The organism is Coleofasciculus sp. H7-2, from assembly GCF_042747725.1.
Classification (GTDB): Bacteria; Cyanobacteriota; Cyanobacteriia; order Cyanobacteriales; family FACHB-T130; genus FACHB-T130.
Window position 1 is genome coordinate 1 of sequence record NZ_JBHZGO010000110.1, and the last position, 23,940, is coordinate 23,940.

A 23,940-nucleotide genomic window follows, 5' to 3' on the forward strand; every position below is an offset into this window, starting at 1 on the left:
TGGCAAACGATTGCGTGGGTCGTACCAACTGGCATCAGAACATTCAACCACTGAGCCGCATCCAGCCATTCAACTGGTGAGCGTGTACTTGGTCGAGCGAGGCTTCATTCTGGCACCCTACGAAGTAGAGCGTAAAAGTAATGAAATCAAGGTGCTGCCTCAGTTAGTCAAACAGTTTGCTTGTGCTGGAGTGGTGTTTGGCTTTGATGCGATTAACACCCAAAAAAACTTGTCAACAAATCATTGAGAGCCAAAATCACTATCTCGGCGCACTTAAGGGCAACCAAAGCGGATTGTTTGACGAAGTGCAGGCGAACTTTCAAGTGGAAGACACTTATAGAGAATCCAGCCAAGGACATGGACGGGTTGAGGAACGTATCGTCAGTATTTGTCGAACGCTTGAGGGGATTCGCTCTTGGGCAGGACTGTGCACCCTGATTCGCGTCAGTGCCACCCGAACCCTGCTCAAAGGGGAATACGAAATTGTCGGAAAAACAGAAACGCGCTACTACATCTCTTCCTTGAGCGAAACGGCGCAGCAGTTTGCGACTCGGATTCGTGCCTATTGGGGAGTGGAAAATAAGGTTCATTACGTGCGTGACGTGACTCAAGGTGAGGATGCGTCTCGAATCCGAGTTGTGCCACTCCCACAACTGTGGGCAGTCGCCCGCAATCTAGCTCTCAACCTGTATCGTGATTTAGGCTTTGACAACATGGCTCAAGCTCAGCGTCGTTGTGGGTTCAGCTTGAACCACTTGAAGTCAATCTTTAGAATGAAATAGCCCTGAATAAGGGTAATGCCTGTGGAGTTTGATTGTTTTCGACTAAGAGGCTGAATAGATTCAACTGTGCCTGAAGCCGAATCAAATTATCTGGTGCAACTGCGGCAGCTTGTTGGTAGAACGCGATCGCATTTGGATCATCCTGTCGCACTCTTACCACATTGCCCAAAGCCAGTAGCGTACTGCTTGTATCTCCCTTCAAGCGTTGGGAAATCTGCAAACTTGACTGTAAAATCCTGTGGCTCTCTTGCACATCACCCACATGAAATAGGGTGATTCCCAAACTTCGCAAGCTACTGGCTTTCAGTAGAGAATCTGGTAGGAGGTGCAATTGATCGCTGATTTGTTCCAACAAGCTTTTTGCACGGCGATATTGTCCAAGAGTTTGCAGGGCTTGCACCTGATTGAGCTGACTACCCAGTATGCCCGTTTCATCCCCTGCTGCTGTATAGGCAGCTTCTGCCTGTTTCCAGGTTTCTAGAGCAGTTTCAGCCTGTCCAATTTCCAGTTGACGTGTACCCTGGCTATTTAAGGTTTGGGCGCGGATGAGCGCTGCATTCGTCGCATCAGAAGAAGAACTTGCTGCAACAGGCATGGCTCCGATTAACAACACCAAAACACCAAACAAGAAATTTGTAATAACCGTTGATCTGAGCATCTTAATTGATTTCAAAACACTGCACTTTGGGCTACTACTTCCCCCTTTCTCTGGAACTGACTGTTCTGCTGAGGGCTGCTCCATGAGTCTCACCAGCCAGATTTCAGTCGAACCGCCAACTCTTTGATAACTGGAATGGTCAATAAACACATTTCTAGAAACGGACAGGGATAGTCGCAAACGAAGAGTCTGCTATTCTATGCTGGAATCGTCACCGACTTCCCGAACCTGCCTACCGCTTGCCTAGGAGAACGGCGTATTGTCCTCATCTTACTTATGAATTATCTACAAATTTCCAACACAGTAGTCATCCCAGCACAGGAGATCGAGATTAGTGCGATTCGCTCTCCAGGGGCGGGGGGACAAAACGTGAATAAGGTGGCGACCGCGATTCACCTGCGCTTCGACATTGGAGCTTCCTCGCTACCCAATCGCTATAAAGAGCGGCTTTTATTGCTAAGCGACCAGCGTATTACCAAGGATGGGGTCGTTGTGATTAAGGCGACTGTACACCGCCGCCAAGAGCAGAATCGGGAGGAAGCGTTGAGCCGACTGCAAACCCTGATTAGAAGTGCAGTCGTGGTACCCAAACGACGCAAACCCAGCAAACCCACTCGCAGCTCTCAAAGAAAGCGCCTTGATAGCAAAAGTAAGCGATCGCATATTAAGACAATGCGAGGGAAAGCTACGGATGAATAAGAGTTTCTGCCTTAGTCCCGTTGACGGCGGTAGAAGAGCGACTTGAGTAAAAGTGTCAAAATTAAACAAACCCCTAAGATCGGGAGAGCATTGTGATGAGCGTGGCTCAGCCCAAGCTTCTTTAAGATATTTTGTCATAATTGCTGTTAGAATGAGTTTCTTGCCAGTACATTCCGGTCTGTTACTGGCGCATTGGAAAAAGCTCATTCAAGCCATCCAACTGAACCACAAATTTCCTGCTCTTAGACTGGCCCCAGGCATTTGATTTGGGATAGGGGCACCACTAGGAGCGATCGCATCCATGACATTTCATAATCTCGGTCTTTCGACAGACCTGCTTCGTGCTGTTGCTGACTCTGGCTACACTGAGCCAACTCCCATTCAGCAGCAGGCAATTCCCGCCATATTGAAAGGCGAAGACATTTTCGCCAGCGCTCAAACTGGAACGGGCAAGACGGCTGGCTTTACCCTGCCTTTACTGCAACTCCTGGGTACCACCAACGCCAACCAGGTGCATCGCACGCCTCGCGCCCTCATTCTCACCCCTACTCGCGAACTGGCAGCCCAGGTCAACGATAGCGTCAAAACTTATGGTAAATACCTGTCGCTGAGATCGGCAGTAGTCTATGGCGGTGTGGGAATTGTACCGCAAGTTCAAACACTGCGTCGGGGAGTTGATATTATAGTCGCTACGCCCGGTCGGTTGCTAGACCACGTTGGGCAAAAGACTGTCAATCTCTCGCAGATAGAGATATTGGTGCTGGATGAATGCGATCGCATGTTAGACATGGGCTTCATCCGCGACATCCGCAGAATTTTGGCAACGCTACCTGCATCTCGGCAAACGCTGATGTTTTCTGCCACCTTCTCTAAACCGATTCAGCAGCTTGCCAGCACCCTGCTAAAGTCTCCGACCCAGATCGAAGTGGCTCCCCGTAATACCGCCGCTTCTCAGGTAGAGCAGGTGGTGCATCCGGTCGATCGCGATCGCAAGCGAGAGCTGCTTTCTCATATGATCGGGTTCCACAATTGGCAACAGGTACTAGTCTTCACCCGCACGAAACACGGAGCCAACCGTCTAGCCGAGCAACTTGCTCAAGATGGGCTAAAAAGCACTGCAATTCATGGTAACAAAAGTCAGGCAGCCCGCACCCGTGCCCTGCAAGACTTTAAGCAAGGGAAAGTGCGAGTATTAGTCGCCACCGACCTAGCATCACGGGGTCTAGATATCGATCAGCTCCCCCACGTAGTCAACTTTGAACTCCCCAATGTACCAGAAGACTATGTGCATCGCATTGGTCGCACAGGTCGCGCTGGAAACGTTGGACGAGCCGTTTCCCTCGTCAGCGAAGATGAATATCAATTCCTCAAAGACATTGAACGATTGCTCAATCAAACCCTTGTCAAAGACGTGATTCCAGGCTACGAGCCAACCTCCCCAGCTAAGAGCGGGGTAGACCAACCGAAGCGTCAGCGCACAAATCAAGGTCGCAGTAACCGCACAAAGCCGCAGACGCCATCCACACCCACCCGCAGCAAAAAGTCCCCCTCACCAGGTCGCGCTCGAAAACGGCTTCACACTGCTTAAGCCCCCAGCGATCGCTCTTTTGACTCATGAAAAGCGATTACGCTTTTATATAGCAATCCTAAATGATTCGTGAAGGCGAGATCCCCGACTTCTCTAAGAAGTCGGGGATCTGAACCGCTGGTATCTCACAACTCAAATAGGATTGCTATAGCTTCAAGATGAGCATTGTGCCGGTCACGCCTCAACTTTGCTTCCAGTTTTCATCGCTATATGCGGAACGGCGCTTCTACAAGAGATTGGGGTGTGGATAGTCCGATTGAATGGAATTGTCGTGTTGGTAGTAAATAAAGAGATGTTGGGTTTCCTTGCGTTTTCGCAACCTACGGCAATATGCGCGATCTCACTACCAGTCAGATTCCTTCACTCACGTAGATTACTGTAACCCTGATTCTTCTGTTGAGTAGTTGACATATCGGGAAAACACTCAAGCCCAGACGATTTAATCGATGCGATCGCTAAAGGCTTTGCTACCTAAAGAGGAACTTTTGGTAACTGAATGATAAAGTTTGTTCCCTTGCCCTCCAAACTTTCAACCTCAATCGTACCTTGATGCGCTTCAGTTATACTCTTTGCTAGAAATAATCCTAATCCCCATCCCGTTTGCTCCTCAGCAGAGGTGGTTCGCCGAAATTGTTGAAATAGGATTGATTGAGCGTCTAGGGCAATCGGATCGCCTTCATTATGGATGGTAAGGCTGATCTGCGTTTCAGTTTGTTGAAGCCTGAGGGTGATCAGCGCGGTAGGATCGCCATATTTCACGGCGTTAATGGCTAAGTTTTCAATTACCCGCCGAATTTCTTTAGGGCTACAATAGCTCCTGACCTCAGAATCAGAGACGACAACAAACCGCTTTCCATAAGCGAAGTTCAAATCTTCCACTATGTTCTGGACTAGCAGATTTAAATCGCATTCTTCAACTTCAAACTTCAAGCTCTGTCCTGCCCGCAGCCGACTTGCATCCAGCAGATTTTGAATCATCGAATCCAGGCGATTGATCGCGCCGATCATTCTCGCCGCCACATCAAAGTGGGTGTCTCCTCGTTCAAGCCGACGCAGAATCAGTTGAGTTCCCATTTTCACAACATTAATGGGATTTCTAAGATCGTGAGTCAGCGTCACCATAAATAGCTCTTGAATATCTCGCAGCGTCTTTGAGAACTGAGTAGCCGCGTCATTAACGGCTTGCTCAATAGAGCCGATAATAATATCTCGTTCCTGCACTTCTAAAGGTGCTTCTTCCTCTAAAACTTGAAAGATTACTTGACGGAGGATGTGGTACTCAAAGATGAGTTGACTCATCGAGTAGTCGGCATAGCCCGCCCGCTCATGTCCATGCTGTTTGCCAATCCGCTTGCTCTCTACCTTGTCGGTCGCGATTCGGGTAGGCGTCCTGTCAATCCTGGTTGAGAGTTCATCTACCAGTTGGTTTAAGTACTGAGGTAGTGAATTTTGCAAGACAAGAGAATCCTGATGCATTGACGCACTGACTTCATCACGCGCTCGAACCTCCCACAGTTGCATAATTCTTTCAGCATTTTGCTTAAGACGGTCAGAAGCGTAGTTAGACATCCTTTTTGATTTTCTGCACGAGTCGGGTAGGGGTATGATACCGTTCATAAGAATTAAGTACCACATCTTCGGAAACCTTTTCCCCGTGCGATCTCTCGTCGCAGTAGGTTGGGTTGACATGAGGAAACGCAACATCCCCACTCTAAAGATGCCTGATTTCTCTTTTCCTCTAATTCAAACTCTTTCGATGTAGGCAATGAGAAACACAATTTGATTAATTATCTGCTCATAAAAACGAATCTGTCTTACTACAGCTTCGCCCTATATTCAACGTTCAGACGGTCATACTCTTCGACATGACCGAAGATGCCCGACTTCTTAGAGAAGTCGGGCATCTAATCTCTCAGGCTACTCGTCTAGCAGCAGTCGTTTGAAACCAATGCTATCGGGCAATTGACAATCCGCTAAAAACTGCTGATAAGCCAAATCTCCCTCAATCTGCGCTCCGATAAACTCTATTTTGGGTAACGTTCCTTTCCGTAAGCCTGCATATTCCAAATAACTGGAAAACTCCCATTCTCCAGCCTGCTGCACTAGTCTTGCTTTCACCGGATTGAGATGAATATAGCGTGAAAGATTGACCAGATAATCGCTTCGGTCAACGTGGATACTTTGAAACCGCCCCTGAAATAATACCCCAACCCGATTGAACCGCTGATTAATCGCTTTTGTGTAGGAGAGTGAGAGCGATTTCATTGCATTAGACAAGTTCTCATCTCTCAGGTAAACCAAGAAATGGTAATGATTGGGCATGAGACAGTAAGTAACAACATCTACTCCGTTGCTTGTGAGATGCTGCCTCACTAATCGCAGAAAATAAAGATAGTTCTCACGCTCGAAAAAAATCGCTTGGTGATTGTTTCCCCGATTGTAAATATGGTAAAAGTTCCCGATTTGTAGTCGAATCCGTCTTTGCGGCATGGGTACAAGTCACAGAATCTGTCTTTAGTAGTATTCCCCCAGATCCCCGACTTGTTTCAGATCCCCGACTTCTTAAAGAAGTCGGGGATCTCAACCCACCAGTGAAGTAAAATTGTCTTCCATCCGCCATCTGCTAACCCCTTGTGCCCATGCTCTGCGACTACCTGGTACAAATCCTGACGGCTCGTGTCTACGATGTCGCCCAAGAAACCCCTCTAGAATACGCTCCTAACCTATCTGCACGGCTGAATAATAAACTACTGCTCAAGCGGGAGGATATGCAGTCCGTGTTTTCCTTCAAGCTGCGGGGTGCTTACAACAAGATGGTGAACCTGTCGCCGGATATGCTAGCGCAGGGTGTAATTGCCGCATCTGCTGGGAACCATGCCCAAGGAGTCGCCCTTGCTGCACGTCAGCTAGGAACCCAAGCGATTATCGTTATGCCAGTCACCACGCCTCAGGTTAAGGTAGATGCCGTCAAAGCGCGAGGGGGAGAGGTGGTGTTGCATGGGGATACTTACGACGATGCATATACATTTGCCCGTCAGCTAGAGGCAGAAAAAGGCTTAACCTTTATTCACCCCTTTGACGATCCGCACGTCATTGCTGGACAGGGTACGATTGGGATGGAAATTCTGCGACAATGTCAGCAACCCATCCATGCCATTTTTGTAGCGATTGGGGGTGGCGGATTGATTTCTGGGATTGCAGCGTATGTGAAACGGTTGCGTCCCGATATTAAGATTATTGGCGTTGAACCAGTGGATGCCGATGCTATGCATCAATCGCTGAAAGCAGGGAAACGAGTGCGCTTATCGCAGGTGGGTTTATTTGCTGATGGGGTTGCAGTGCGGGAAGTGGGGGAAGAAACCTTCCGGCTGTGTCAGCAATATGTGGATGAGATTATTCTGGTGGGTACAGATGACACTTGTGCCGCAATTAAAGACGTATTTGAGGATACGCGATCGATTTTAGAACCAGCGGGGGCATTAGCGATCGCAGGTGCCAAAGCCTATGTCGAACGGGAGCAAATCGAAGCACAAACGCTGATTGCCGTTGCTTGCGGTGCTAACATGAACTTCGACCGCCTCCGCTTTGTGGCAGAACGAGCAGAGTTTGGCGAACGCCGCGAAGCTATTTATGCCGTTACGATTCCTGAAGAACCAGGCAGTCTCCGCAAGTTTTGTGAATGTCTTGGCAGGCGCAATCTTACTGAGTTTAGCTATCGCATTGCCGATGAAAAATCAGCCCATATTTTTGTCGGCGTGCAAATTCAAAACCGTGCCGATGCTGCAAAGATGGCAGAAAGTTTTGAAGCTTGCGGATTTAAAACTCTTGACTTAACTGATGACGAACTGACCAAATTGCACTTACGTCACATGGTTGGCGGACGTTCTCCCCTGGCGCACCATGAATTACTCTATCGTTTCGAGTTTCCCGAACGTCCCGGCGCATTGATGAAGTTTGTCAGTTCTATGAGTCCGGATTGGAATATCAGTATGTTCCACTACCGTAACAACGGCGCAGACTACGGGCGAATCGTGGTAGGGATGCAGGTTCCGCCGCATGAGATGGAACAGTGGCAGGCATTTCTCGATACACTGGGTTATCGCTATTGGGATGAAAGCCAGAATCCTGCGTATAAGCTGTTTTTGGGGTAAGAAATCAAATCAGGACTCACCGCACATCACCACATAGTGTGGGCAACCACAGGGGGATTGAACCCGAAAAAACGCTATATGTATAAGCTTTGCGTAAGTCCTGCAAATAAAGCTTTCTTAGTAGGTTGGTAGTTGCTCTCAGATTGAAAGTCGCCTAAGATTCAGGCGTATGGAACGCAAAAACAAATTGCTGGACTTGCTAAATTTCTTCGATAGTAACTATTATGCTTGGCGCTGACATCCTGAGCTTCCGGGAGTTTATGACAAACGAACCCTTGCCGTTGGCTACTATCCAAGCTGCGGTATTTGAATTTTTGCGGAACCGCGACGACGTAGTGGTGTTTGGCGCACAGGCAGTCAATGCCTATGTCGGCGAACCGCGCATGACACAGGATATTGACTTAATGTCGGTACGAGCAGAAGAATTAGTCCAAGAGTTACGCGAATACTTGAGCCAGCAATTTCATATCGCCGTGCGTGTTCGAGAAGTTAAAGAAGGACAAGGATACCGACTCTATCAGGTGCATAAATCAGGCAACCGTCACCTAGTAGATATGAGGAAAGTTAGCGATTTACCAGAGGCACAACGCATCGAACAAGTGTTAGTAATGGCTCCAGCAGAGCTAATTGCTAGTAAGGTGATATCGTACTATCAGCGGCGGGGAAAGCCAAAATCGGGTACCGACTGGCGCGACTTGGCAATGCTGTTATTGGCGTTTCCCGAACTGAAGCAGGAGTCGGGCGAAGTGTTAAATTGTCTCACAGCACTAGGAACAAGTGAGAACATTCTGGAACTGTGGCGGGAAGTTGTGGAAATCGCGATCGAGCCGGAAGAAGATGAAGGTTATTAGTATATGATTTTCCCCCAAGGCATTTCTCGATACACTGGGCGATCGCTATGGGGATGAAAACAAGAATCCGGCGTATAAGCTGTTTTTGGGATGGGGTGATTTCATCACAGGCGGCTCTAATTTTTTAGAATAAAGCAAAGAACGCCAGATTTTGACTTTTTATGCAAACGCCACAAACCGGACAGACACCGGAAACCTTAATACAAAGTCTTTATGAAACTGACTTCTATAGCTGGACGCAGGAACAAGCGGAAATCCTCAGACATCAGCAATGGAGCAAACTTGATCTGCCTAATTTAATTGAGGAGATTGAGTCGTTGGGAAAACAACAACGTGCAGAATTAAGAAATCGTTTAAAGGTGTTAATTGGACATCTTTTAAAATGGGAATATCAACCAGAACAACGATGCCGTAGCTGGTTGATGACGATTCGCGTTCAGCGTCGGGATACTCAAGAATTATTGGAAGAAAATCCCAGCCTTAAGCCCTATCTTGAGGAAGCATTGCAAAAGATATATGAGAGTGGTAGAGATTTGGCTGTAGGAGAAACAAACCTGCCGCTAAAAACATTCCCGGAGAGTTGCCCCTATACGTTAGATGAAATTTTTAGGGATGGCTTTTATCCAGGTGAAGCTGCAACAGATGATGTAATGGAATAAGAGCGACACGATCGCTGTGTTGATTCCTGTTTGCATCGCTCCAGTCTCTGTCTCTACTGAGTGTTAGCATTTGAAAGCAGGAACCGAGCAGGTGTTGAACAATGACTGTGGCAAAACCTCAAGTTGAATCTAGGCGAAAAGTGCTGCTGTATCCTGGTGAGGATGGTTATTTTGTTGTCGAGGTACCAAGTTTACCGGGCTGTATCAGTCAGGGAAAAACCCGTGAAGAAGCTTTAGCCAATATCGAAGAGGCGATCGCTCTCTACGTCGAGGTTCTGCAAACTCGTGGCGAACCTGTTCCAGACGATAGAGTTGAAGTTGTGCTTGTATGAGTAAGTTGCCTGTCATCTCTGGTGCAAAATGTGTCAAGGCACTTGAGCAGATTGGCTTGGTTGTAGCTTGGCAACGTGGCAGTTACATCATTCTAATTCGTGAAGAACCTAAAACGACAGTCAGCATACCAAATCACGATGAGCTAGATCGAGGGACTCTACGTGCGATCATCCGACAAGTGGACTTGAGTGTAGACGAATTCATTGAACTATTGTGAGACAGCTTCAAGACAGAGATGTTATGCAGTATCGCACCACAACCTATTCTAGTTTCTTCATCCAACCTTTAATAATAGCCTTCCCAATGTTGACATAGGGATTGTCTAAGAACTCTTCAATAGCAGCTTCACTACCAGCCTGCAATGCACCAACTACACGACGCTTGAAGCTACGAGTAGTTTCATCATTAACGTAGGCAATCTTTTCAGCCTCAGTAAGATTGGTTTTCTCTAACTGTTTGAGGAGTTGTTGAATTTCATTAGCCGCTTCTGCAAGTAATAGCAACATAATTGGCTATATCAATGTTTGCTCAGATATCCCCAATGCCACCTCAGATAAAAATCAGCCAGATATTCCTAACTTCCAGCAGCGCAGCAAGAATCAAAGTAAGATTAAAATTGATAAATTACGGCAGTTTGGCTTAAGCGACGAGCAAATTGCAGAGGCGCTAGAGCTACCCTTGGAGATGGTTAAGCAGGAGGACTTGGAGGGGTGAGGCTGCTGTAGAAAATTCGATGCACGAGCGAACAAGCTATTTTCGGGATAGTGCGATCGCGCTACACGCACGCTAAGCGATCGCTTAGCTTAGCGTTGTTAGACTCCTAATAGAATTGGAAAAAGATCGCCAGGTTTTTACTTTCTTATGCAAACACCACAAACTGAACAGACACCGGGAACCTTAATGCAAAGTCTTTATGAAACTGACTTCTATGCTTGGACTCAGGAACAGGCTAAACTCCTGCATCATCAGCAGTGGAGTCATCTCGATCTGCCTAATTTAATTGAGGAGATTGAATCGTTGGGGAAACAACAACGTGCAGAATTGAGAAATCGTTTAAAGGTATTAATTGGACATCTTTTAAAATGGGAATATCAACCAAAACAACGAAGCCGTACCTGGTTGATGACGATTCGCGTACAGCGTCGGGATACTCAAGAATTATTGGAAGAAAATCCCAGCCTTAAGCCCTATCTTGAGGAAGCATTGCAAAAGATATATGAGAGTGGTAGAGATTTGGCAACAGGAGAAACAAACCTGCCGCTAAAAACCTTCCCGGAGAATGGCTCATATACATTGGAAGAAATTTTTAGGAATGGCTTTTATCCGGGTGAACCTGCGGCGGATGAAGTGATGGAATAATAGGTTATTCTGCCGAAATGCTACAGTCAATGGGTTGGGATTATAGACCGTGCGATCGTTTCAGTTCCTTTGAATATGCTCTATAAAAATTTATACTTTTTAAGGCATTCACCTGCAACTTTAACAACAAATGGAACTCCTGATTTTTTAGGTTGCCATCCAATTTGCTTTGCTTGCAGTATCCATCCTGTTATATCTGAAGGCTTTACTGGTCTTACTTCAGTTGTTCTCCAATCCTGTGGGTGAGGCTTATCTGTGAGTATCACTAACACCGAGCCAGGTTCTTGAGCGTGTTCTACGGCAACATGAAGATACCCGCACCCGTAGTCTGACTGAGTATTAGTAGCTTTTCTTCGGATCAACCAAAGAAGCATCTCTCGGTCAACAATAATCCTTCTTGTCCCTTTTTTCGGTATTGACATTGTTCTGTTGAATCAAGCGCGATCGCTCCACTGCTAACAACTCCTAGAGTGGGGAAGTGCCAATGATTGCAACAGAAGCGATCGCAAGATCCTAAATCAACGTGACTTCTCCGGTATCAAGATCGTAACGACCTCCGACAATTTTGAGCTTTTCATCCAGCAATCGTTCAGAAACGATCGTTGAATTTTGTTTTAATTTCTCAATTTGATACCGAACATTTGCAATTACAGCATTATCAACCGGATCGCCCGGTTCATCTTTTGCCTTAGCGATCGCGGGTTTGATGGCTTTAACAAAAGAATTCATGTTTCCAGGGAGACGTTCCCCTTGGACTGCGGCGGTGACAGCACCACAGCGTTCGTGACCTAAAACCATAATCACAGGAGTGCCGAGGACAGCTACAGCATATTCCAGACTGCCAAGCACCTCCGGCGTCACGATATTTCCGGCAACACGGATATCAAATAAATCACCGAGTCCTTCGTCAAACAAAATTTCCGGAGGCACCCGCGAATCCGCGCAGGTTAGCAGAGTTGCAAAAGGGTGTTGTGCCTGGGCAACTTCTTTAATGCGTTCCTCTGATTGATCGGGATGCTTGCCCTTATGTTGCACAAACCGTTGATTGCCCTCCATCAACCGTTTTAGGGCGGCATCGGGGTTGGAAGGCTCAAGAGTCGCAGCGATCGCTCGGTTTGCTTGCACGCCCCAGAATGCACTTCCCGTCACAGCAGCCATCAGTGCTATTCCGCCAGTTCCCGTTAAGTTCAAGAAATTGCGCCGCCCCATCAACCCATTGTTTTGATTCATCGCTATTAAAGAAGTAAAAGTTGCAGAATAAACGATTCAAAGTTCAAAGCCGAAGCTAGACTTTGTTTTTGTTTTTTAGTTTCTTCAGATTTCACAGAAGACAGAAGCAGCCACCTTACAGCGACGCAACGCATCTTGTCGAGCGAATTTCCATCGCATCAGAAATGTAACAGCTGCCTCCAAACTTGTTGAGGATTGGTCGAATAATTTCCACCGCACCTTTAAGTTTTTCTGGCGCACAAAACGCGATGACATAGACATTATCCAGCATCGTCATGTCTAAATCTTCAGAACCGCCTCTAAGCCCTTGTCCGGCAACATTTCGGATGACTAGGTGCCCCGTTACACCTGATTTTTTTAAGCTGTCTAAAATTTTGCCAAGTTCAACTGAATTTGCGATGATTTCTATTCGTTTAACTGAATGCATGATGTTATCTCCAAAGCATCTCAATTCCGTACAGATATACAGGAATTCCGACAATGATGTTGAAAGGAAACGTTACAGCTAGGGCGGTAGAAACGTACAAGCTAGGGTTTGCTTCCGGAACCGTTAAGCGCATAGCGGCGGGAACAGCAATATAAGAAGCACTCGCACAAAGCACCGCAAATAAGAGTGCGTCTCCCTTGGGCATTCCGATAAATTTTGCAATACCAATCCCAATGGCTGCATTGACGATTGGGATTAGTATTGCAAAAGAAATGAGAAAACCGCCCGTTTTTTGCAAGTCCTTAATCCTTCTAGCCGCAACCAATCCCATGTCGAGCAAAAAGAAGGTCAGGATACCGTAGAACAATCCCTGAGTAAAGGGTTCCAAAGTGTGCCAACCGCGTTCTCCAGTTAGGACTCCGATGATCAGGCTACCAACCAGCAGAAATACGGAGCTATTCAGGAAGGCTTCTTGCAACACTTCGGGCCAGGAAAAGTCCCGATCTCCCTGGCTGGGTGTGAACAGATTGACCAGAATCAGCCCGACGATGATAGCCGGAGATTCCATAAGCGCTAGGGCTGCAACCATATAACCATCATAATCAATCCCCAACTCGGTCAAAAAAGCTCCTGCCGTGATGAAAGTTACGGCACTGATGGAGCCATAAGTCGCAGCGATCGCAGCTGCATCATAGGTATCTAGCCTCAGCTTCAGGATAAAAAAGGTATAGATCGGGACAGCACACGCCATCAATATGGCTGCCAGCATGGTGAATATCACTTCCTGGGTTAAGCCGCTTTTGATCAGTTCCACTCCTCCCTTAAAGCCAATGGAAAATAGTAGATAAAGTGACAGTAACTTTGGGAAAGGAGCCGGAATTTCCAGATCCGATTTAACAAAAACTGCCACCATACCTAGAAAGAAGAATAGGATTGGTGGATTCAAGATATTAGAAACGATCAGGCTTGTATCCATATCCACTCCCCATCCTGGATAACCAAGAATTTGAAAAAGGTTTTAATCATGACTGAAGTAACACAGTAGTTCTAGGCATCAGAGGTTGCGTAGAACCACTGTATGGCAATTGAGCCGCTAAAAAGATATAGGAAATTTTTATACGAAGTATAAATAAAACCTTTCTAAACACCGGAATCAGTCGGGCGCTGGGTTTGACAATCGCTGAAGGGTTCGCGACCGCAACAACAGCACGGGCTACAGGCGAATTCTAGTGAAGATGCCAGTGCTTCCCCACAAGATGGAGGAGGCACTGGCATTTCTCGATATGCTCATACTTACGTAAGTATTTCTTACCGCAAGCAGTCGGACGTGAGCGGATCGAATTGCTTCGGTTACGAAGAGCGCGATCGCTATGCACTGTTATTATGCACTGTTATATAGTCTGCAATGTCCAGGTGGGACCATCGCCGCGCGGGCCATCCGCCGTCCAAATCAATTTATCCAAGCACATTCGCCGCGCCGATCTGCCCGTATCCCAAGCATGGTAAGCGATATAATCAGTTTGACCATCGGGACCGACAACGATCGAGTTATGACCAGGACCGAGAACCCGATCGAGAACAGTTTTCAATACGCGGGGTCCGGCTTCATTCCCTGCATCGGAGTAAGGACCCATGACGCTATCTGCAACGCCATAATCGACACCGTAGTTTTCCGTTTCCCAGCGCCCACCACTGTAAAAGCAGTAGTAGCGACCTGCATATTTGCGGACACTAGGGCCTTCTAAGGTATGCCAATCATAGCTCGCGCCGTACATCAGACGGTTTGCTAGAAACCGTTGCCAGTCACAGCGGGCGCGTAAAACAACTTTCCCCTCTCCAGCTAGTTTTGTCATCCCTACCAATCGGTCTACCATCAGCGCAGTTCCAGCCCTTACGCCTCCTTCTGTGTCCAGGAAATCGCGGGCGTAGAACAGATACCATTGCCCGTCGTCATCTCGAAAGGGATGCGGATCGATGGCGAAAGGGCACGATTTGGGGTCTACGAGGGGTTCACCGATGTCTTGATAAGGTCCTAAGGGGCGATCGCTAGTTGCAACCCGCAACTGATGGTTCTTGTCTTCATGCCCTACTGAGTAATAAAGATAGAACTTGCGATCGCGTTGCGCCGACCTTGTCGGTTCGCAGTACGCAACTTCCGGTGCCCAAAAGTTATCGCCGAGAGTAGGGTCTGGGCGCAACAGTGCATTACCCGCGAACTCCCAGTTTACAAAGTCCTCAGAGCGCAGGAGGGGAAAAACGCGCCGTTCGCCGATTTCGTCCACCTCTCCCTCTGCTTCTGCTGCACCCGTGCCGATTGCGTAATATACCCCCTGGTGTTCCCAAACAAACGGATCGGCAAAATAGCCGTTGTACACCGGATTAGTGTAGGTGCGAATGCTTGGGAATTCTTCAGGTGTCGGCTCAAATTGAGACATCCTAATACTTAAAATTCACGTAGGTTTCAACTTTGTTCTCCGGCAACTGCTCCACCACTTGGCACCGCAGTAATTCCCTTACTGGCTCTGGCAGACTTTCATAATAGTCCCGTTGCACAGTCAAGTCCACTTTCGCGGTATGCAGCCAATGCATCACATAGCCCATCACAACCATCGGTCTGGGAGTGTTTGTCCGGTTCGGCGAGCCTCGATGTAGCGCCAACGGCGAGCGAATCATCACATCACCCGGCTGCATATAAAAGGACTCCATCGGAATTTCGCCAGCAGCGACCTTCACTAACCCTTCCTCACGAGGCAAGACATGAGTCCCCCGCGCCATTTGAAACGGCCCATTGTCTGCCGTTACTTCTACCAGCGGAAAGTTAACCGCCAGCGCGTAGAGTGGCGTTACTATCTGATCTGAGAAAAGTGGGCGAAAGTCCCGGTGAGTTTCTTGGTAATCCGAACCCTGTACTGGAATATCAGCCCCCAACTGCACCATCTTATATTCTTGGTAAAATACGCGATCGAGAATTCCCAAAATTACTGGATTCGCAAACACATCTACATTGGCAAAGGGAGCAACCCAGGGGAAAGTTAGATAGTAGCGGGATTGTTCGCGGGGTGCCAAACCTCCCGGTTGGTTTTGGCGCTTTCGGAATAATTCATTAAAAGCCTCTCCCCACTCTTCGATCAATCTTCTGTCCAACAAACCCCGAATTACACAAATTCCATCTCGATTAAGTTCTTCAGCAAAGCGATTCAGGTCAGTCGTCGTAAACTTAGCTGTATCTGTAGTTTGAATCATGTTGCTGTTCCTGCTCCAATTCAGGGCGTTAGAGTTGAAGTAAAATCTATCTTTACAAGAGCAAAGTGTTTCAGGAAGCGAGTTTGCTGCTCCCAAAACCTTCCGTGTAATTACTGCTTAACCAGGTGTTCAATCGTTCAGTAATTTCCACGTTTCGCGCTTATGGAATCTCCTGAACTTTTAGATGAAATTGTGACCGAATTGCTTAATCAGCGGGCAAAGAATGAAGCTGTGCAACCTTCACTCATCCTGCAACGGTTGAATTATTAACGACTATCGTCCAATCGTCATTTCCATATCCACAAGCCTTAGTGACCTAGCTTCTCGAAGTTACATCGCTGCTGCTAAAACTGATTCCTCATTGCTAGAGAGAAAAACGTAGCCTCAGATACTAAATACTATTATTCCTCGCGATAGATGCGAAATAGCGATCGCTACCTCAAATCTTAAAAAAACTTTGAGTTAATGTTGCAAGTTGAGCAACACTATTTTTATCTCAATGAAGACTGACGATGAGATGGCGAATGCTTACGGCACGGTAAGCGAACTGACAAGTCAGCGCTTCGCTATCGCCCGCTTGTCCGGTGCAGCGTGGTGTTAAAGACGCGATCGCTGCTGGCTTTGTGGCACAGGCGATCGCTCTGTAGCTTTCTTCAGTAGTTGGCGCTCTTTTTTGAGAGCCATATTTTTGAGGAGCAAGATGGTAGTAGCTAGGTACGTGTAGACTCAGATTTCAATGAGAAAGTTAGCTTAGGTATTCCACTTGCCTGTAAACGGCTTTTGATAATATTTGCAACTTCGCTGTATGACATATCATCTTTAGAACCCAATGGAATGTCTGCTTTCCACTTCCCATTTAAGGTTACAGTCAGCATAACAGGCACTAGAAATTTTCTAGCGGACACATACGCTTTGTTTATATACCCTTCTGATTCGTTAAGCTCTACTTTGACAAAATCCGACAAGTAGGTTTCTAATAGTAACCAAAATGCTCGGTCTACTGTGGATGCTAAGTAGACTTCTTTATAGGGACAGTCAAGCAAATTTGGCGATTGGTATGTGTTACCTTTTTGACCATGTATCATTCTACCGTAGTAAATAGGTTTACGAAGGTCGCCGTAAATAAAAGATTTTACGTAGACAATCATTCTCTTAGCATGATTATTTTCAATATAACTGTCATCTGTGGGTATCCTTTCTAGGTACTTGTTGACCTGATAACGGTTTAAGTCAAGTCTACGTTCTGTTAACAGTGTCTTGAGATACTCTTTCTTGAGTGCAAGGTTAGCTAACCTTGCAGAAAGACAGCATTGTTTTCCTCTTTAGTCTTGCGCTCTATTGAGAAGATTTGCAGTTTGCTTGTGTCTAAGTCTTCGTTAAACAACAGTTTAACCAAATCTTCCTTGTATGGAGATAGTCGTGCTATAGCTGAGCGGCGATATTGGTCGTATAGCTGATTTTGGGGTTCAGAATATGCATACATTCCTACAACTCTTAGCTGGCACTTATTTTTTATCACAGCCAAAGATAGGTCATTAACAGATCGAATTTTTACTCCAGAAAGTTGAATTAATTCGTAGTGTTCAATGAGTGCCACTGCTTCTTGGTTAGTTACATAGACTTCTATAGCAACACCATTAACTAACAGTCTTCTCAGGAAAAACATACCTGAATATTCATAACTTATTTTACCTTTACAAGCCCAATTGTCTGAATAGTTACTTCGCTTCCTAAAAACCTTTTTAAGGAAACGGCACATTGACAGCCAGTCTTGATCTTTGATAGCTTCTCCTAATTCATTTAAATTAATACAAACGTGTATCACCTTAAGAGGTAACACTGCTTTCTGAACTCTCCACTCATCTTGCCAAAAGACAGAATCCTCAATGAGCTTAAGGTCTTCTTTTCGGGGCGATTCTATACCTAGTACAAAGCTATACGGTGCAAGGATAACTAGCGTTTCCCGTAAGAGTGTCTCTGTGGGATGTAGCTTCTTAATCTTAACTTTAGTCCCGTTCAACTGTGGGCTGTATTGTTCAATTCGCTGCCGTTCTATAGCATCAAGCTGCAATTCAGCTACTAGCTCGTAGTAGATTGTAAATTGCTTCTTACGTTGCTTTTGTAGCTGATAGAATCTGTGGTGACTATCGCCCGCCCAGCGGCTACGCAAGTTCTTTGCCTGTCCTATATACCAGATTATAGATTTTTCGTCTATTACGTAATAGATTCCCGACTGTTCGGGAAGTAGATCCCTGCTTTTTATAGCTATATGGGATAGTCGGCGGATATGTTCTTCTGCGTTCATGTTTGTGTTCTGTAGTTGCTACGTGCAGTCTCTACATCTAATATTCCCGATTTAGTGAATAATCTAACGGCGTGTCGTCGTTCTTCTTACAACTGATACTCCGTTTAGCACACATCTTTGCACCTAATTTGGCAATGGCTAACGTAACGCTCGGCGCTGTGGAGGAATCCCGACAATATAAGCTTTCAGGCAGCGGGAAATGATGCCACCAGAGCATTTCAGCTTTGACTGGCTAGTGCCAGATGGTGCTTATTCAAGGGATTAGGGTGTGGATAGCAAGATTAAATTTGGATTGTCGTGTTAGCAGTAAATTATGTTGCTATTGTACTTGAAGTGCAAGGTCTTCCAGTTGCTTGATTCCATTCCAATCAATGACGGCAACCCACAAATGTTCTTCTTCAGAATATTGCACTACTCCATCCACTTCCAAATCTTCACTGTACAGCGTCAGCAACTGACCATCGTGCAACTTGATGTTTTGAAGAGCCAAGTCTTCAATTGTGCCAATACAGTTCAAACGTAAGCGACCCTGGACATCGGCATTATGAAAATCTGCAAAGACTCTTAGTTGACTCATGTGCTTCCTTTGCTGCTTACTACTGCCGAGCTGGATTGGGAATGGCAGGTGTCAGAAGACTGCTGATTTGCTCCGGAGTTAAGCCAGTCAAGGTGGCATGATTTGGACTTCTGCCGGATGTTCGGATTACATCCCCACCTAAAGACCGAACTTCGCCCACTGTAGTTACACCAACCTGTCTATGAGGGATTACTGGTGCCAACTCCACTACAGACAATCCTACTGCACATTCCACGGAAATTCCCGTCACGCCGCTAGGGTGGGTTCCCGTTCCACGTTGGATATCTTCTGGGAGATTGCGACCTCCTCGAACCAGTAAAGCTTCGTCTGGAATTCTCTCCACAAGTGCAAGCTTGCTTGACTCAAATATCCGCTACACTCTACCAAAAATCACTGCTTAACTGTGGTCTAACGGCAAAGCTCACGTTAGATCGACAATAGCGGTATAAGAAGTCTAATTTAGGTAGGGGTGGGGTAATGGTGCAATTAAAGGTGTGGCAGTGGGTAGTATCGGCAATGCCGATCGCACTTCATTTCCCCATCCGCTCAAGTTCCTCTCGTAAAACTCTCCGTAGCGTTTCTTCTAATGGTTCGCGATGCTGTTGGATATGCTGGCGAAGTACATCGTTGATTAACGTCTGATAATTTCCCCCACCTGCTAGATGAACTTGCTCGCGAAACCATGCTAAGACATCATCATCTAATCGGATGGTGATACGTGTTTTCCCTGGCGGCGTTGGCTCGATTGCTCCCCGCTTCCCCTGGCTAAAATCATACTCAGCTTCCATCAGTTATTCTTCCTCATATTGCTGGTAGTGTTCTAGACCTGTGTTTCACGGCAAAATAGAAGAGTCCTGATACCCACTCTCTGCTCATGGTTCTCGAACCCGTTTGCTGCCCCACTTGTCACACCCCTGATGTCGTCAAAAATGGCAAAAGTGATGAAGGTAAGCAGCGCTATCGCTGCCGCAACACCCAGTGTTCGCGTGCCTCTTTCATCCGTGACTACACCTACCGAGGCTACTTGCCTGAGGTCAAGCGGCAAATCAGTGATATGGCGATGAATGGCAGCGGCATTCGGGATACGGCTCGGGTGCTGAAGGTTAGTCCGACGACAGTGATTGAGGAGTTAAAAAAAACATCGGCATCTGGAGCCGGTTAACCGGGCCGTGTTAGAGCAGAAGCCAACTCCTCCCACCGCAGCCATGATAGTGCGGGTAGACGAAGCGGAAATGGACGAGATGTGGAGCTTTGTACAATCAAAGCGGCAGCAACGATGGCTCTGGCATGCCATCGACCATCAAACGGGTGCCGTGCTGGGCTATGTTCTAGCGCCCCATGAAGATGCCGCCCTCTCAGCGCTCATGACCTTGCTCACCCCCTTTGGCATCCAGCAGTTTTACACCGATAGGTGGGGGGCTTACTTGCGATTGCTCGAGCCCGAACAGCATACGGTTGGTAAAACGAACACTCAGCGCATTGAACGAAAACACTTAACGCTAAGGACTCGGATCAAACGGTTGGCGCGCAAAACCATTTGCTTCTCTAAATCTGTCTTGATGCATGACACGGTGATTGGACTGTTCATCAACCGCTATGAATTTGGGCGGGCTGTATGACAACCAATACACAGGTCTAGAACATTACCTTATCCCGCATTATGGGGTCTAGCATCAGAGGAAGTTAGATCGACAATAACGGTATAAGCAGTCGAATCGAGACAGGTTTGGAACAATGGTGCAATTAAAGGTGTGGCAGTGGGTGGTGTTGGCAACGCCGATCGCAACGATCGTCGGTTTCTTGCTAGTATCGGCAGGGTTGCAGATTCATGAGTGGCGGATTAATTGGATCTGGGCTGTATTTACTCTTGTATTCGTGGGTTGGCGTTGGCTGCTGGTTAAGTGGACTCGACCAGCGATCGCGCAAATAGAATCTGTTATGGCTGAGGTCAGCGCTGAACTAGAATCGGGTGCAGGCGACACTGTAGGGCTACCAGCAGCAAATGATGCCGTAAATCAAGCAGAAGTCGCCTATCAAGAGATCCTGAAAGCCGCACAGAGCGATCGCCCGATTTGGGAAGACTGGCAAACCTTTTGGCAGCGATGCCAGGATCTTGTGGTAGCGATCGCTCATGTCTACCATCCTGAAGTAAAGTATCCCCTGCTGAACATTCACGTTACTCAAGCTTACGGGCTGATTCGGGGAACGGTGGACGATCTGGACGGGTGGATACAGAAGTTATCCCCTGCCCTCGATCGGGTCACGATTGGGCAGGCATACCAAGCATACGGCGTTTATCGCAAGCTGGAGCCATCGGCTCGTAAACTCTGGCAAGTATGGAACTGGGCGCAGTGGCTCTTGAATCCGGTGGTGGCGGTGGCAAAACAAGTCACTCAGCGTTCTAGTAACCAGGCAAATCAGGAATTGCTGGGGAATTTGAGCCAGATGCTCCGGGAAGCTGCCCTCCGAAACTTATGTCGGCAAGCGATCGCTCTTTACGGAGGCACTACTACACTACCAGCGTTAGAATCCTCTGTTTCCACACCGACGTTACCCAAGGCAAAAACACAAACTCTCAAAGAAATCTTGTCTCAAGTAGAACCCGTCGAAGTGGTTGAGCAAAAACCCGTCAATATTCTGCTGGTGGGACGAACCGGATCTGGAAAAAGTAGCTTGATTAATACACTATTTCAAGCAGATCGAGCCGCAGTCGATGTGTTACCCAGCACTGATAAGATTCAGAATTACCACTGGCAGAGCCAATTGGGGGAAACCCTGACACTTTGGGATACTCCGGGTTACGAACAAGTGAACCGGGCGGATTTACGAGAGCTTGTGCTGGATTATGCCACCAACGCGGATCTGTTGCTATTAGTCACTCCTGCCCTCGATCCGGCACTGCAAATGGATATGGACTTTCTCAAAGATATGAAGGCAGAAGTTGCAGACTTGAGCGCTATCGCAATTGTCACTCAGGTGGATCGTCTGCGCCCCATCCGCGAGTGGGAACCTCCCTACGACTGGCAAGCAGGCGATCGCCCGAAGGAAAAGGCGATTCGGGAAGCTACCGAGTATCGCAAATCGCTTCTAGGCGACTTCTGCAATCTGGTTCTACCCGTCGTCACAGGTGACACGAAAACGGGTCGAGCTGCATGGGGAGTGGACGCACTATCATTGGCACTGGTGGATGCGATCGCGCCTACTAAGCAACTCCGCCTTGCCCGTTTTTTGCGTAACTTGGATGCCCGCACTGTCGCTGCTGCCAAAATCATCGACCGCTACACCTTCCAGATGACAACTACACAGGGACTGGCTGCACTGCTCAAAAGTCCCGTCCTCCAGTTCATTGCCACGCTGACAACCGGACGACCAAACTTAGCATATCTGCTGGCAGACCAAATTCCCGTGGAACAATTGCCGGTTGTCATTGGCAAACTCCAGATGGCGTATGATTTGTTCTCGCTCTTGAATCCGGGCGAAAACCCTATCAACTTTGACCTGCTATCCCTTTGGTCTTTGCTGTTGGAAAACCCCGCTTCACCAGAACGCAATGCCTGGGCATTTGGTCACGCTTTAGTGGAATATTGGACTCAAAATCTGACAGTTGAACAACTCCGGGAACGGTTTGAATTTTATCTCAAGCAAATTTGAGCCGATGCCTCTTTATCTGATCCAGGCTTCTTAGCGAATTTTAAGCAGGTTATCAGACTTAATTCAGGGCGATCGCGCATCCTAGAGATAGAGCCAAATAAACTCTCTCAAGGTTGAACTGGCTGGTTCACACCGACAACTGAATAATGCAGCATGAAAAAACGTTATCTTTTAAAGGCTGGCGCAGCAATCGTAGGTGCGGCATGGTTATCACGTTATCTAACTGGGAGATCGGGAGTTATGGCAGCTTCAAACAATAACTTTGAAATCAACAAAACTGAGGAAGAATGGCGTAAAATTTTGACGCCCGAACAGTTTAACGTCCTACGTCAACACGGTACCGAACGTGCTGGGGCTAGCCCTCTCGATAAGCAATACGCTAAAGGGATTTATGAGTGTGCGGCGTGTGACTTACCGCTTTTTACCTCTGAAACTAAATTCGACAGCCATACTGGTTGGCCCAGTTTTTATGCTCCCATTGAAGGTGGAATCGGCACATCCACAGACAAGTCACTTTTTATGACCAGAGTTGAAGTGCATTGCCATCGCTGCGGTGGGCATTTAGGTCATGTGTTTAACGATGGTCCACGCCCGACTGGCAAACGCTACTGCATGAACGGTGCTGCGCTTAAATTTATTGCAGGCTGACGATTCCTGTTTGACTGCATCGTTTGGCAGGTGTTTTAGAAGTGTTGACCAATTTTTTAAAATGCCTGAGTTAATTATGGGTTAATACAGTTCAGTTAGCGCCAAAAACCTCTTAGCCCAGTAGGGAATGGTTGAGGAAACGTTACCCAACACTTTTAGGATTTTGTTGGGTAACGTTTCCTCAACCATTCCCTACAATTTTCCTTAACTTCATTTATTAGGCGTTTATGCTCTGTCTCTGTGTCAATGCCTCGTGGCGAAGTTTCAGCAAGTAGCTTAGTGTACTCTTCCTTATTCAGTGTGTTAGTCATCTGTGTCATTTCCCAGATGCAAAGACTACTTGCTTTTTCTGTCTAAATAGCCTTTCAAACCGAAGCCACTTCCTAAGCCACCGGCAAAAGCAACAGTCAACTTCAGTAGCTCTCTATAAACTTCTACATCTTTATTGACTAAGAAAACCGTTAAAAATCCTAAAATAATAATCGTATTAATAAGAGTGTACATTCGAGCTGACTGAGCATCAGCAAACGTTCTCTCATCATCCTTTTCTACAATCTCAAGTATTTTTGAGATATGCTCTTCGTTAATCTTGCCTTGAAGTGGGGAACCAAAAGGTGTAGAAATTCGTTGCATTGAGAGAGTTGCTTGCACCACTCTTTTTACTTCTGCAGGCAGATTTTCTAATTCAGCAGGAATATTATCTAAATCTCCTCTATCATTTTGTGTTTCTTTTTTATTATCGTAGCTTTCATTAAATTGAGGTTCTTGCTCAGACATAA

General features: G+C 46.9%; 29 protein-coding genes and 1 pseudogene. 14 read left to right on the forward strand and 16 right to left on the reverse strand.

Features of this window, described 5'->3' with window-relative positions:
- Together ACFW2W_RS24420 and ACFW2W_RS24425 are read left to right on the forward strand one after the other, a co-directional pair.
- Positions 1-247 (forward strand): annotated as a pseudogene (locus ACFW2W_RS24420) (ISAs1 family transposase); the annotation flags it as partial.
- Entirely contained in the window at positions 207-782 is a 576-nt protein-coding gene (locus tag ACFW2W_RS24425) for an ISAs1 family transposase (protein WP_378184373.1), read from the forward strand. The pseudogene ACFW2W_RS24420 and the gene ACFW2W_RS24425, both read left to right, overlap by 41 nt.
- Here ACFW2W_RS24425 and ACFW2W_RS24430 read toward each other — a convergent pair.
- Complete coding sequence (locus ACFW2W_RS24430) at positions 769-1,620, reverse strand: tetratricopeptide repeat protein (protein ID WP_378184374.1); 852 nt, start codon at positions 1,618-1,620, stop codon at positions 769-771. The two genes, ACFW2W_RS24425 and ACFW2W_RS24430, sit on opposite strands and share 14 nt — an antisense overlap.
- 96 nt (positions 1,621-1,716) lie before the next feature.
- On the opposite strand from ACFW2W_RS24430, the gene arfB reads away from it, so the two are divergent.
- Both arfB and ACFW2W_RS24440 read left to right on the forward strand, forming a co-directional pair.
- A complete protein-coding gene (gene arfB / locus ACFW2W_RS24435; RefSeq protein WP_378184375.1) occupies positions 1,717-2,139 on the forward strand; it encodes an alternative ribosome rescue aminoacyl-tRNA hydrolase ArfB in 423 nt (140 codons plus the stop codon).
- Positions 2,140-2,440: 301 nt separating this feature from the next.
- A complete protein-coding gene (locus ACFW2W_RS24440) occupies positions 2,441-3,727 on the forward strand; it encodes a DEAD/DEAH box helicase (RefSeq protein WP_378184376.1) in 1,287 nt (428 codons plus the stop codon).
- Positions 3,728-4,198: 471 nt separating this feature from the next.
- Here ACFW2W_RS24440 and ACFW2W_RS24445 read toward each other — a convergent pair whose 3' ends face one another.
- Positions 4,199-5,296, reverse strand: coding sequence for a sensor histidine kinase (locus tag ACFW2W_RS24445; RefSeq protein WP_378184377.1), 1,098 nt, complete (start codon positions 5,294-5,296; stop codon positions 4,199-4,201).
- A gap of 348 nt (positions 5,297-5,644) precedes the next feature.
- A complete protein-coding gene (locus ACFW2W_RS24450; protein WP_378184378.1) occupies positions 5,645-6,217 on the reverse strand; it encodes a transposase in 573 nt (190 codons plus the stop codon).
- 149 nt (positions 6,218-6,366) lie between these two features.
- Between ACFW2W_RS24450 and ilvA the strand changes: the two genes are divergently transcribed.
- The 5 genes from ilvA (at position 6,367) to ACFW2W_RS24475 (ending at position 9,938) form a co-directional block, all read left to right on the forward strand.
- The gene (ilvA, locus tag ACFW2W_RS24455) at positions 6,367-7,878 is read left to right on the forward strand and encodes a threonine ammonia-lyase, biosynthetic (RefSeq protein ID WP_378184655.1); all 1,512 of its coding nucleotides are present in this window, start codon (positions 6,367-6,369) and stop codon (positions 7,876-7,878) included.
- A 260-nt stretch (positions 7,879-8,138) separates the two neighbouring features.
- Positions 8,139-8,729 (forward strand): nucleotidyl transferase AbiEii/AbiGii toxin family protein, encoded by a 591-nt coding sequence (locus tag ACFW2W_RS24460; protein WP_378184379.1) that lies wholly within the window; start codon positions 8,139-8,141, stop codon positions 8,727-8,729.
- A gap of 161 nt (positions 8,730-8,890) precedes the next feature.
- Positions 8,891-9,388 (forward strand): DUF29 domain-containing protein, encoded by a 498-nt coding sequence (locus ACFW2W_RS24465; RefSeq protein ID WP_378184380.1) that lies wholly within the window; start codon positions 8,891-8,893, stop codon positions 9,386-9,388.
- A gap of 101 nt (positions 9,389-9,489) precedes the next feature.
- The gene (locus ACFW2W_RS24470) at positions 9,490-9,720 is read left to right on the forward strand and encodes a type II toxin-antitoxin system HicB family antitoxin (protein WP_378184381.1); all 231 of its coding nucleotides are present in this window, start codon (positions 9,490-9,492) and stop codon (positions 9,718-9,720) included.
- Positions 9,717-9,938, forward strand: coding sequence for a type II toxin-antitoxin system HicA family toxin (locus tag ACFW2W_RS24475; RefSeq protein WP_378184382.1), 222 nt, complete (start codon positions 9,717-9,719; stop codon positions 9,936-9,938). The genes ACFW2W_RS24470 and ACFW2W_RS24475 overlap by 4 nt, the downstream gene beginning before the upstream one ends.
- Positions 9,939-9,981: 43 nt before the next feature.
- Here ACFW2W_RS24475 and ACFW2W_RS24480 read toward each other — a convergent pair whose 3' ends face one another.
- Entirely contained in the window at positions 9,982-10,227 is a 246-nt protein-coding gene (locus ACFW2W_RS24480; protein ID WP_378184383.1) for a hypothetical protein, read from the reverse strand.
- A 355-nt stretch (positions 10,228-10,582) separates the two neighbouring features.
- Here ACFW2W_RS24480 and ACFW2W_RS24485 point away from each other — a divergent pair, with 355 nt between their 5' ends.
- A complete protein-coding gene (locus tag ACFW2W_RS24485; RefSeq protein WP_378184384.1) occupies positions 10,583-11,080 on the forward strand; it encodes a DUF29 domain-containing protein in 498 nt (165 codons plus the stop codon).
- An 80-nt stretch (positions 11,081-11,160) separates the two neighbouring features.
- Here the strand turns inward: ACFW2W_RS24485 and ACFW2W_RS24490 are convergent, their stop codons facing one another.
- From ACFW2W_RS24490 to ACFW2W_RS24540, 11 genes are all read right to left on the reverse strand, one after another.
- On the reverse strand, positions 11,161-11,502 hold the full coding sequence (locus ACFW2W_RS24490) for a hypothetical protein (RefSeq protein ID WP_378184385.1): 342 nt from the start codon (positions 11,500-11,502) through the stop codon (positions 11,161-11,163).
- Between the two features lie 91 nt (positions 11,503-11,593).
- Complete coding sequence (locus ACFW2W_RS24495; protein ID WP_378184386.1) at positions 11,594-12,310, reverse strand: carbonic anhydrase; 717 nt, start codon at positions 12,308-12,310, stop codon at positions 11,594-11,596.
- A gap of 115 nt (positions 12,311-12,425) precedes the next feature.
- Positions 12,426-12,737: a P-II family nitrogen regulator gene (locus ACFW2W_RS24500; protein WP_190456342.1), complete on the reverse strand. Its 312-nt coding sequence runs from the start codon at positions 12,735-12,737 to the stop codon at positions 12,426-12,428.
- 4 nt (positions 12,738-12,741) lie between these two features.
- Complete coding sequence (locus ACFW2W_RS24505; protein ID WP_378184387.1) at positions 12,742-13,713, reverse strand: sodium-dependent bicarbonate transport family permease; 972 nt, start codon at positions 13,711-13,713, stop codon at positions 12,742-12,744.
- 415 nt (positions 13,714-14,128) lie between these two features.
- Positions 14,129-15,172 (reverse strand): glycoside hydrolase family 43 protein, encoded by a 1,044-nt coding sequence (locus ACFW2W_RS24510; RefSeq protein ID WP_378184388.1) that lies wholly within the window; start codon positions 15,170-15,172, stop codon positions 14,129-14,131.
- 1 nt (position 15,173) lies between these two features.
- Positions 15,174-15,980: a phytanoyl-CoA dioxygenase family protein gene (locus ACFW2W_RS24515; protein ID WP_378184389.1), complete on the reverse strand. Its 807-nt coding sequence runs from the start codon at positions 15,978-15,980 to the stop codon at positions 15,174-15,176.
- Positions 15,981-16,690: 710 nt separating this feature from the next.
- Positions 16,691-17,128 carry a hypothetical protein gene (locus tag ACFW2W_RS24520; protein WP_378184390.1) on the reverse strand — a complete coding sequence of 146 codons (438 nt, stop codon included), beginning with the start codon at positions 17,126-17,128 and terminating at the stop codon, positions 16,691-16,693.
- Between the two features lie 140 nt (positions 17,129-17,268).
- Positions 17,269-18,285 (reverse strand): GIY-YIG nuclease family protein, encoded by a 1,017-nt coding sequence (locus ACFW2W_RS24525; RefSeq protein ID WP_378184391.1) that lies wholly within the window; start codon positions 18,283-18,285, stop codon positions 17,269-17,271.
- Between the two features lie 319 nt (positions 18,286-18,604).
- The gene (locus ACFW2W_RS24530; RefSeq protein WP_378184392.1) at positions 18,605-18,862 is read right to left on the reverse strand and encodes a hypothetical protein; all 258 of its coding nucleotides are present in this window, start codon (positions 18,860-18,862) and stop codon (positions 18,605-18,607) included.
- A gap of 19 nt (positions 18,863-18,881) precedes the next feature.
- Complete coding sequence (locus ACFW2W_RS24535) at positions 18,882-19,205, reverse strand: flavoredoxin (RefSeq protein WP_378184393.1); 324 nt, start codon at positions 19,203-19,205, stop codon at positions 18,882-18,884.
- A gap of 187 nt (positions 19,206-19,392) precedes the next feature.
- Positions 19,393-19,650 carry a BrnA antitoxin family protein gene (locus tag ACFW2W_RS24540; RefSeq protein WP_378184394.1) on the reverse strand — a complete coding sequence of 86 codons (258 nt, stop codon included), beginning with the start codon at positions 19,648-19,650 and terminating at the stop codon, positions 19,393-19,395.
- 86 nt (positions 19,651-19,736) lie between these two features.
- Here ACFW2W_RS24540 and ACFW2W_RS24545 point away from each other — a divergent pair, with 86 nt between their 5' ends.
- From ACFW2W_RS24545 to msrB, 4 genes are all read left to right on the forward strand, one after another.
- Positions 19,737-20,024 carry an IS1-like element transposase gene (locus ACFW2W_RS24545; RefSeq protein ID WP_378184395.1) on the forward strand — a complete coding sequence of 96 codons (288 nt, stop codon included), beginning with the start codon at positions 19,737-19,739 and terminating at the stop codon, positions 20,022-20,024.
- A 7-nt stretch (positions 20,025-20,031) separates the two neighbouring features.
- On the forward strand, positions 20,032-20,481 hold the full coding sequence (locus tag ACFW2W_RS24550; protein WP_378184396.1) for an IS1 family transposase: 450 nt from the start codon (positions 20,032-20,034) through the stop codon (positions 20,479-20,481).
- Between the two features lie 115 nt (positions 20,482-20,596).
- The gene (locus tag ACFW2W_RS24555; protein WP_378184397.1) at positions 20,597-22,513 is read left to right on the forward strand and encodes a GTPase family protein; all 1,917 of its coding nucleotides are present in this window, start codon (positions 20,597-20,599) and stop codon (positions 22,511-22,513) included.
- Between the two features lie 153 nt (positions 22,514-22,666).
- On the forward strand, positions 22,667-23,161 hold the full coding sequence (msrB, locus tag ACFW2W_RS24560) for a peptide-methionine (R)-S-oxide reductase MsrB (protein WP_378184398.1): 495 nt from the start codon (positions 22,667-22,669) through the stop codon (positions 23,159-23,161).
- Positions 23,162-23,497: 336 nt separating this feature from the next.
- On the opposite strand, the gene ACFW2W_RS24565 is transcribed toward msrB, so the two are convergent.
- Positions 23,498-23,938 (reverse strand): hypothetical protein, encoded by a 441-nt coding sequence (locus ACFW2W_RS24565; protein WP_378184399.1) that lies wholly within the window; start codon positions 23,936-23,938, stop codon positions 23,498-23,500.
- Positions 23,939-23,940: the final 2 nt, after the last annotated feature.

Excerpts from the sequence above, each read along its gene's own strand:
- ACFW2W_RS24475 (WP_378184382.1), top strand. The coding sequence starts at position 9,717 with ATGAGTAAGTTGCCTGTCATCTCTGGTGCAAAATGTGTCAAGGCACTT.
- ACFW2W_RS24485 (WP_378184384.1), top strand. The coding sequence starts at position 10,583 with ATGCAAACACCACAAACTGAACAGACACCGGGAACCTTAATGCAAAGT.
- ACFW2W_RS24465 (WP_378184380.1), top strand. The coding sequence starts at position 8,891 with ATGCAAACGCCACAAACCGGACAGACACCGGAAACCTTAATACAAAGT.
- ACFW2W_RS24440 (WP_378184376.1), top strand. The coding sequence starts at position 2,441 with ATGACATTTCATAATCTCGGTCTTTCGACAGACCTGCTTCGTGCTGTT.
- ACFW2W_RS24540 (WP_378184394.1), bottom strand. The coding sequence starts at position 19,650 with ATGGAAGCTGAGTATGATTTTAGCCAGGGGAAGCGGGGAGCAATCGAG.
- ACFW2W_RS24445 (WP_378184377.1), bottom strand. The coding sequence starts at position 5,296 with ATGTCTAACTACGCTTCTGACCGTCTTAAGCAAAATGCTGAAAGAATT.
- ACFW2W_RS24530 (WP_378184392.1), bottom strand. The coding sequence starts at position 18,862 with ATGAGTCAACTAAGAGTCTTTGCAGATTTTCATAATGCCGATGTCCAG.
- ACFW2W_RS24460 (WP_378184379.1), top strand. The coding sequence starts at position 8,139 with ATGACAAACGAACCCTTGCCGTTGGCTACTATCCAAGCTGCGGTATTT.
- arfB (WP_378184375.1), top strand. The coding sequence starts at position 1,717 with ATGAATTATCTACAAATTTCCAACACAGTAGTCATCCCAGCACAGGAG.
- ACFW2W_RS24525 (WP_378184391.1), bottom strand. The coding sequence starts at position 18,285 with ATGAACGCAGAAGAACATATCCGCCGACTATCCCATATAGCTATAAAA.
- ACFW2W_RS24425 (WP_378184373.1), top strand. The coding sequence starts at position 207 with ATGCGATTAACACCCAAAAAAACTTGTCAACAAATCATTGAGAGCCAA.
- ACFW2W_RS24520 (WP_378184390.1), bottom strand. The coding sequence starts at position 17,128 with ATGATTGTCTACGTAAAATCTTTTATTTACGGCGACCTTCGTAAACCT.
- ACFW2W_RS24495 (WP_378184386.1), bottom strand. The coding sequence starts at position 12,310 with ATGAATCAAAACAATGGGTTGATGGGGCGGCGCAATTTCTTGAACTTA.
- ACFW2W_RS24510 (WP_378184388.1), bottom strand. The coding sequence starts at position 15,172 with ATGTCTCAATTTGAGCCGACACCTGAAGAATTCCCAAGCATTCGCACC.
- ACFW2W_RS24515 (WP_378184389.1), bottom strand. The coding sequence starts at position 15,980 with ATGATTCAAACTACAGATACAGCTAAGTTTACGACGACTGACCTGAAT.
- ACFW2W_RS24555 (WP_378184397.1), top strand. The coding sequence starts at position 20,597 with ATGGTGCAATTAAAGGTGTGGCAGTGGGTGGTGTTGGCAACGCCGATC.
- ACFW2W_RS24480 (WP_378184383.1), bottom strand. The coding sequence starts at position 10,227 with ATGTTGCTATTACTTGCAGAAGCGGCTAATGAAATTCAACAACTCCTC.
- ACFW2W_RS24490 (WP_378184385.1), bottom strand. The coding sequence starts at position 11,502 with ATGTCAATACCGAAAAAAGGGACAAGAAGGATTATTGTTGACCGAGAG.
- ACFW2W_RS24545 (WP_378184395.1), top strand. The coding sequence starts at position 19,737 with ATGGTTCTCGAACCCGTTTGCTGCCCCACTTGTCACACCCCTGATGTC.
- ACFW2W_RS24565 (WP_378184399.1), bottom strand. The coding sequence starts at position 23,938 with ATGTCTGAGCAAGAACCTCAATTTAATGAAAGCTACGATAATAAAAAA.
- ACFW2W_RS24505 (WP_378184387.1), bottom strand. The coding sequence starts at position 13,713 with ATGGATACAAGCCTGATCGTTTCTAATATCTTGAATCCACCAATCCTA.
- ACFW2W_RS24500 (WP_190456342.1), bottom strand. The coding sequence starts at position 12,737 with ATGCATTCAGTTAAACGAATAGAAATCATCGCAAATTCAGTTGAACTT.
- ACFW2W_RS24470 (WP_378184381.1), top strand. The coding sequence starts at position 9,490 with ATGACTGTGGCAAAACCTCAAGTTGAATCTAGGCGAAAAGTGCTGCTG.
- ACFW2W_RS24450 (WP_378184378.1), bottom strand. The coding sequence starts at position 6,217 with ATGCCGCAAAGACGGATTCGACTACAAATCGGGAACTTTTACCATATT.
- msrB (WP_378184398.1), top strand. The coding sequence starts at position 22,667 with ATGAAAAAACGTTATCTTTTAAAGGCTGGCGCAGCAATCGTAGGTGCG.
- ilvA (WP_378184655.1), top strand. The coding sequence starts at position 6,367 with ATGCTCTGCGACTACCTGGTACAAATCCTGACGGCTCGTGTCTACGAT.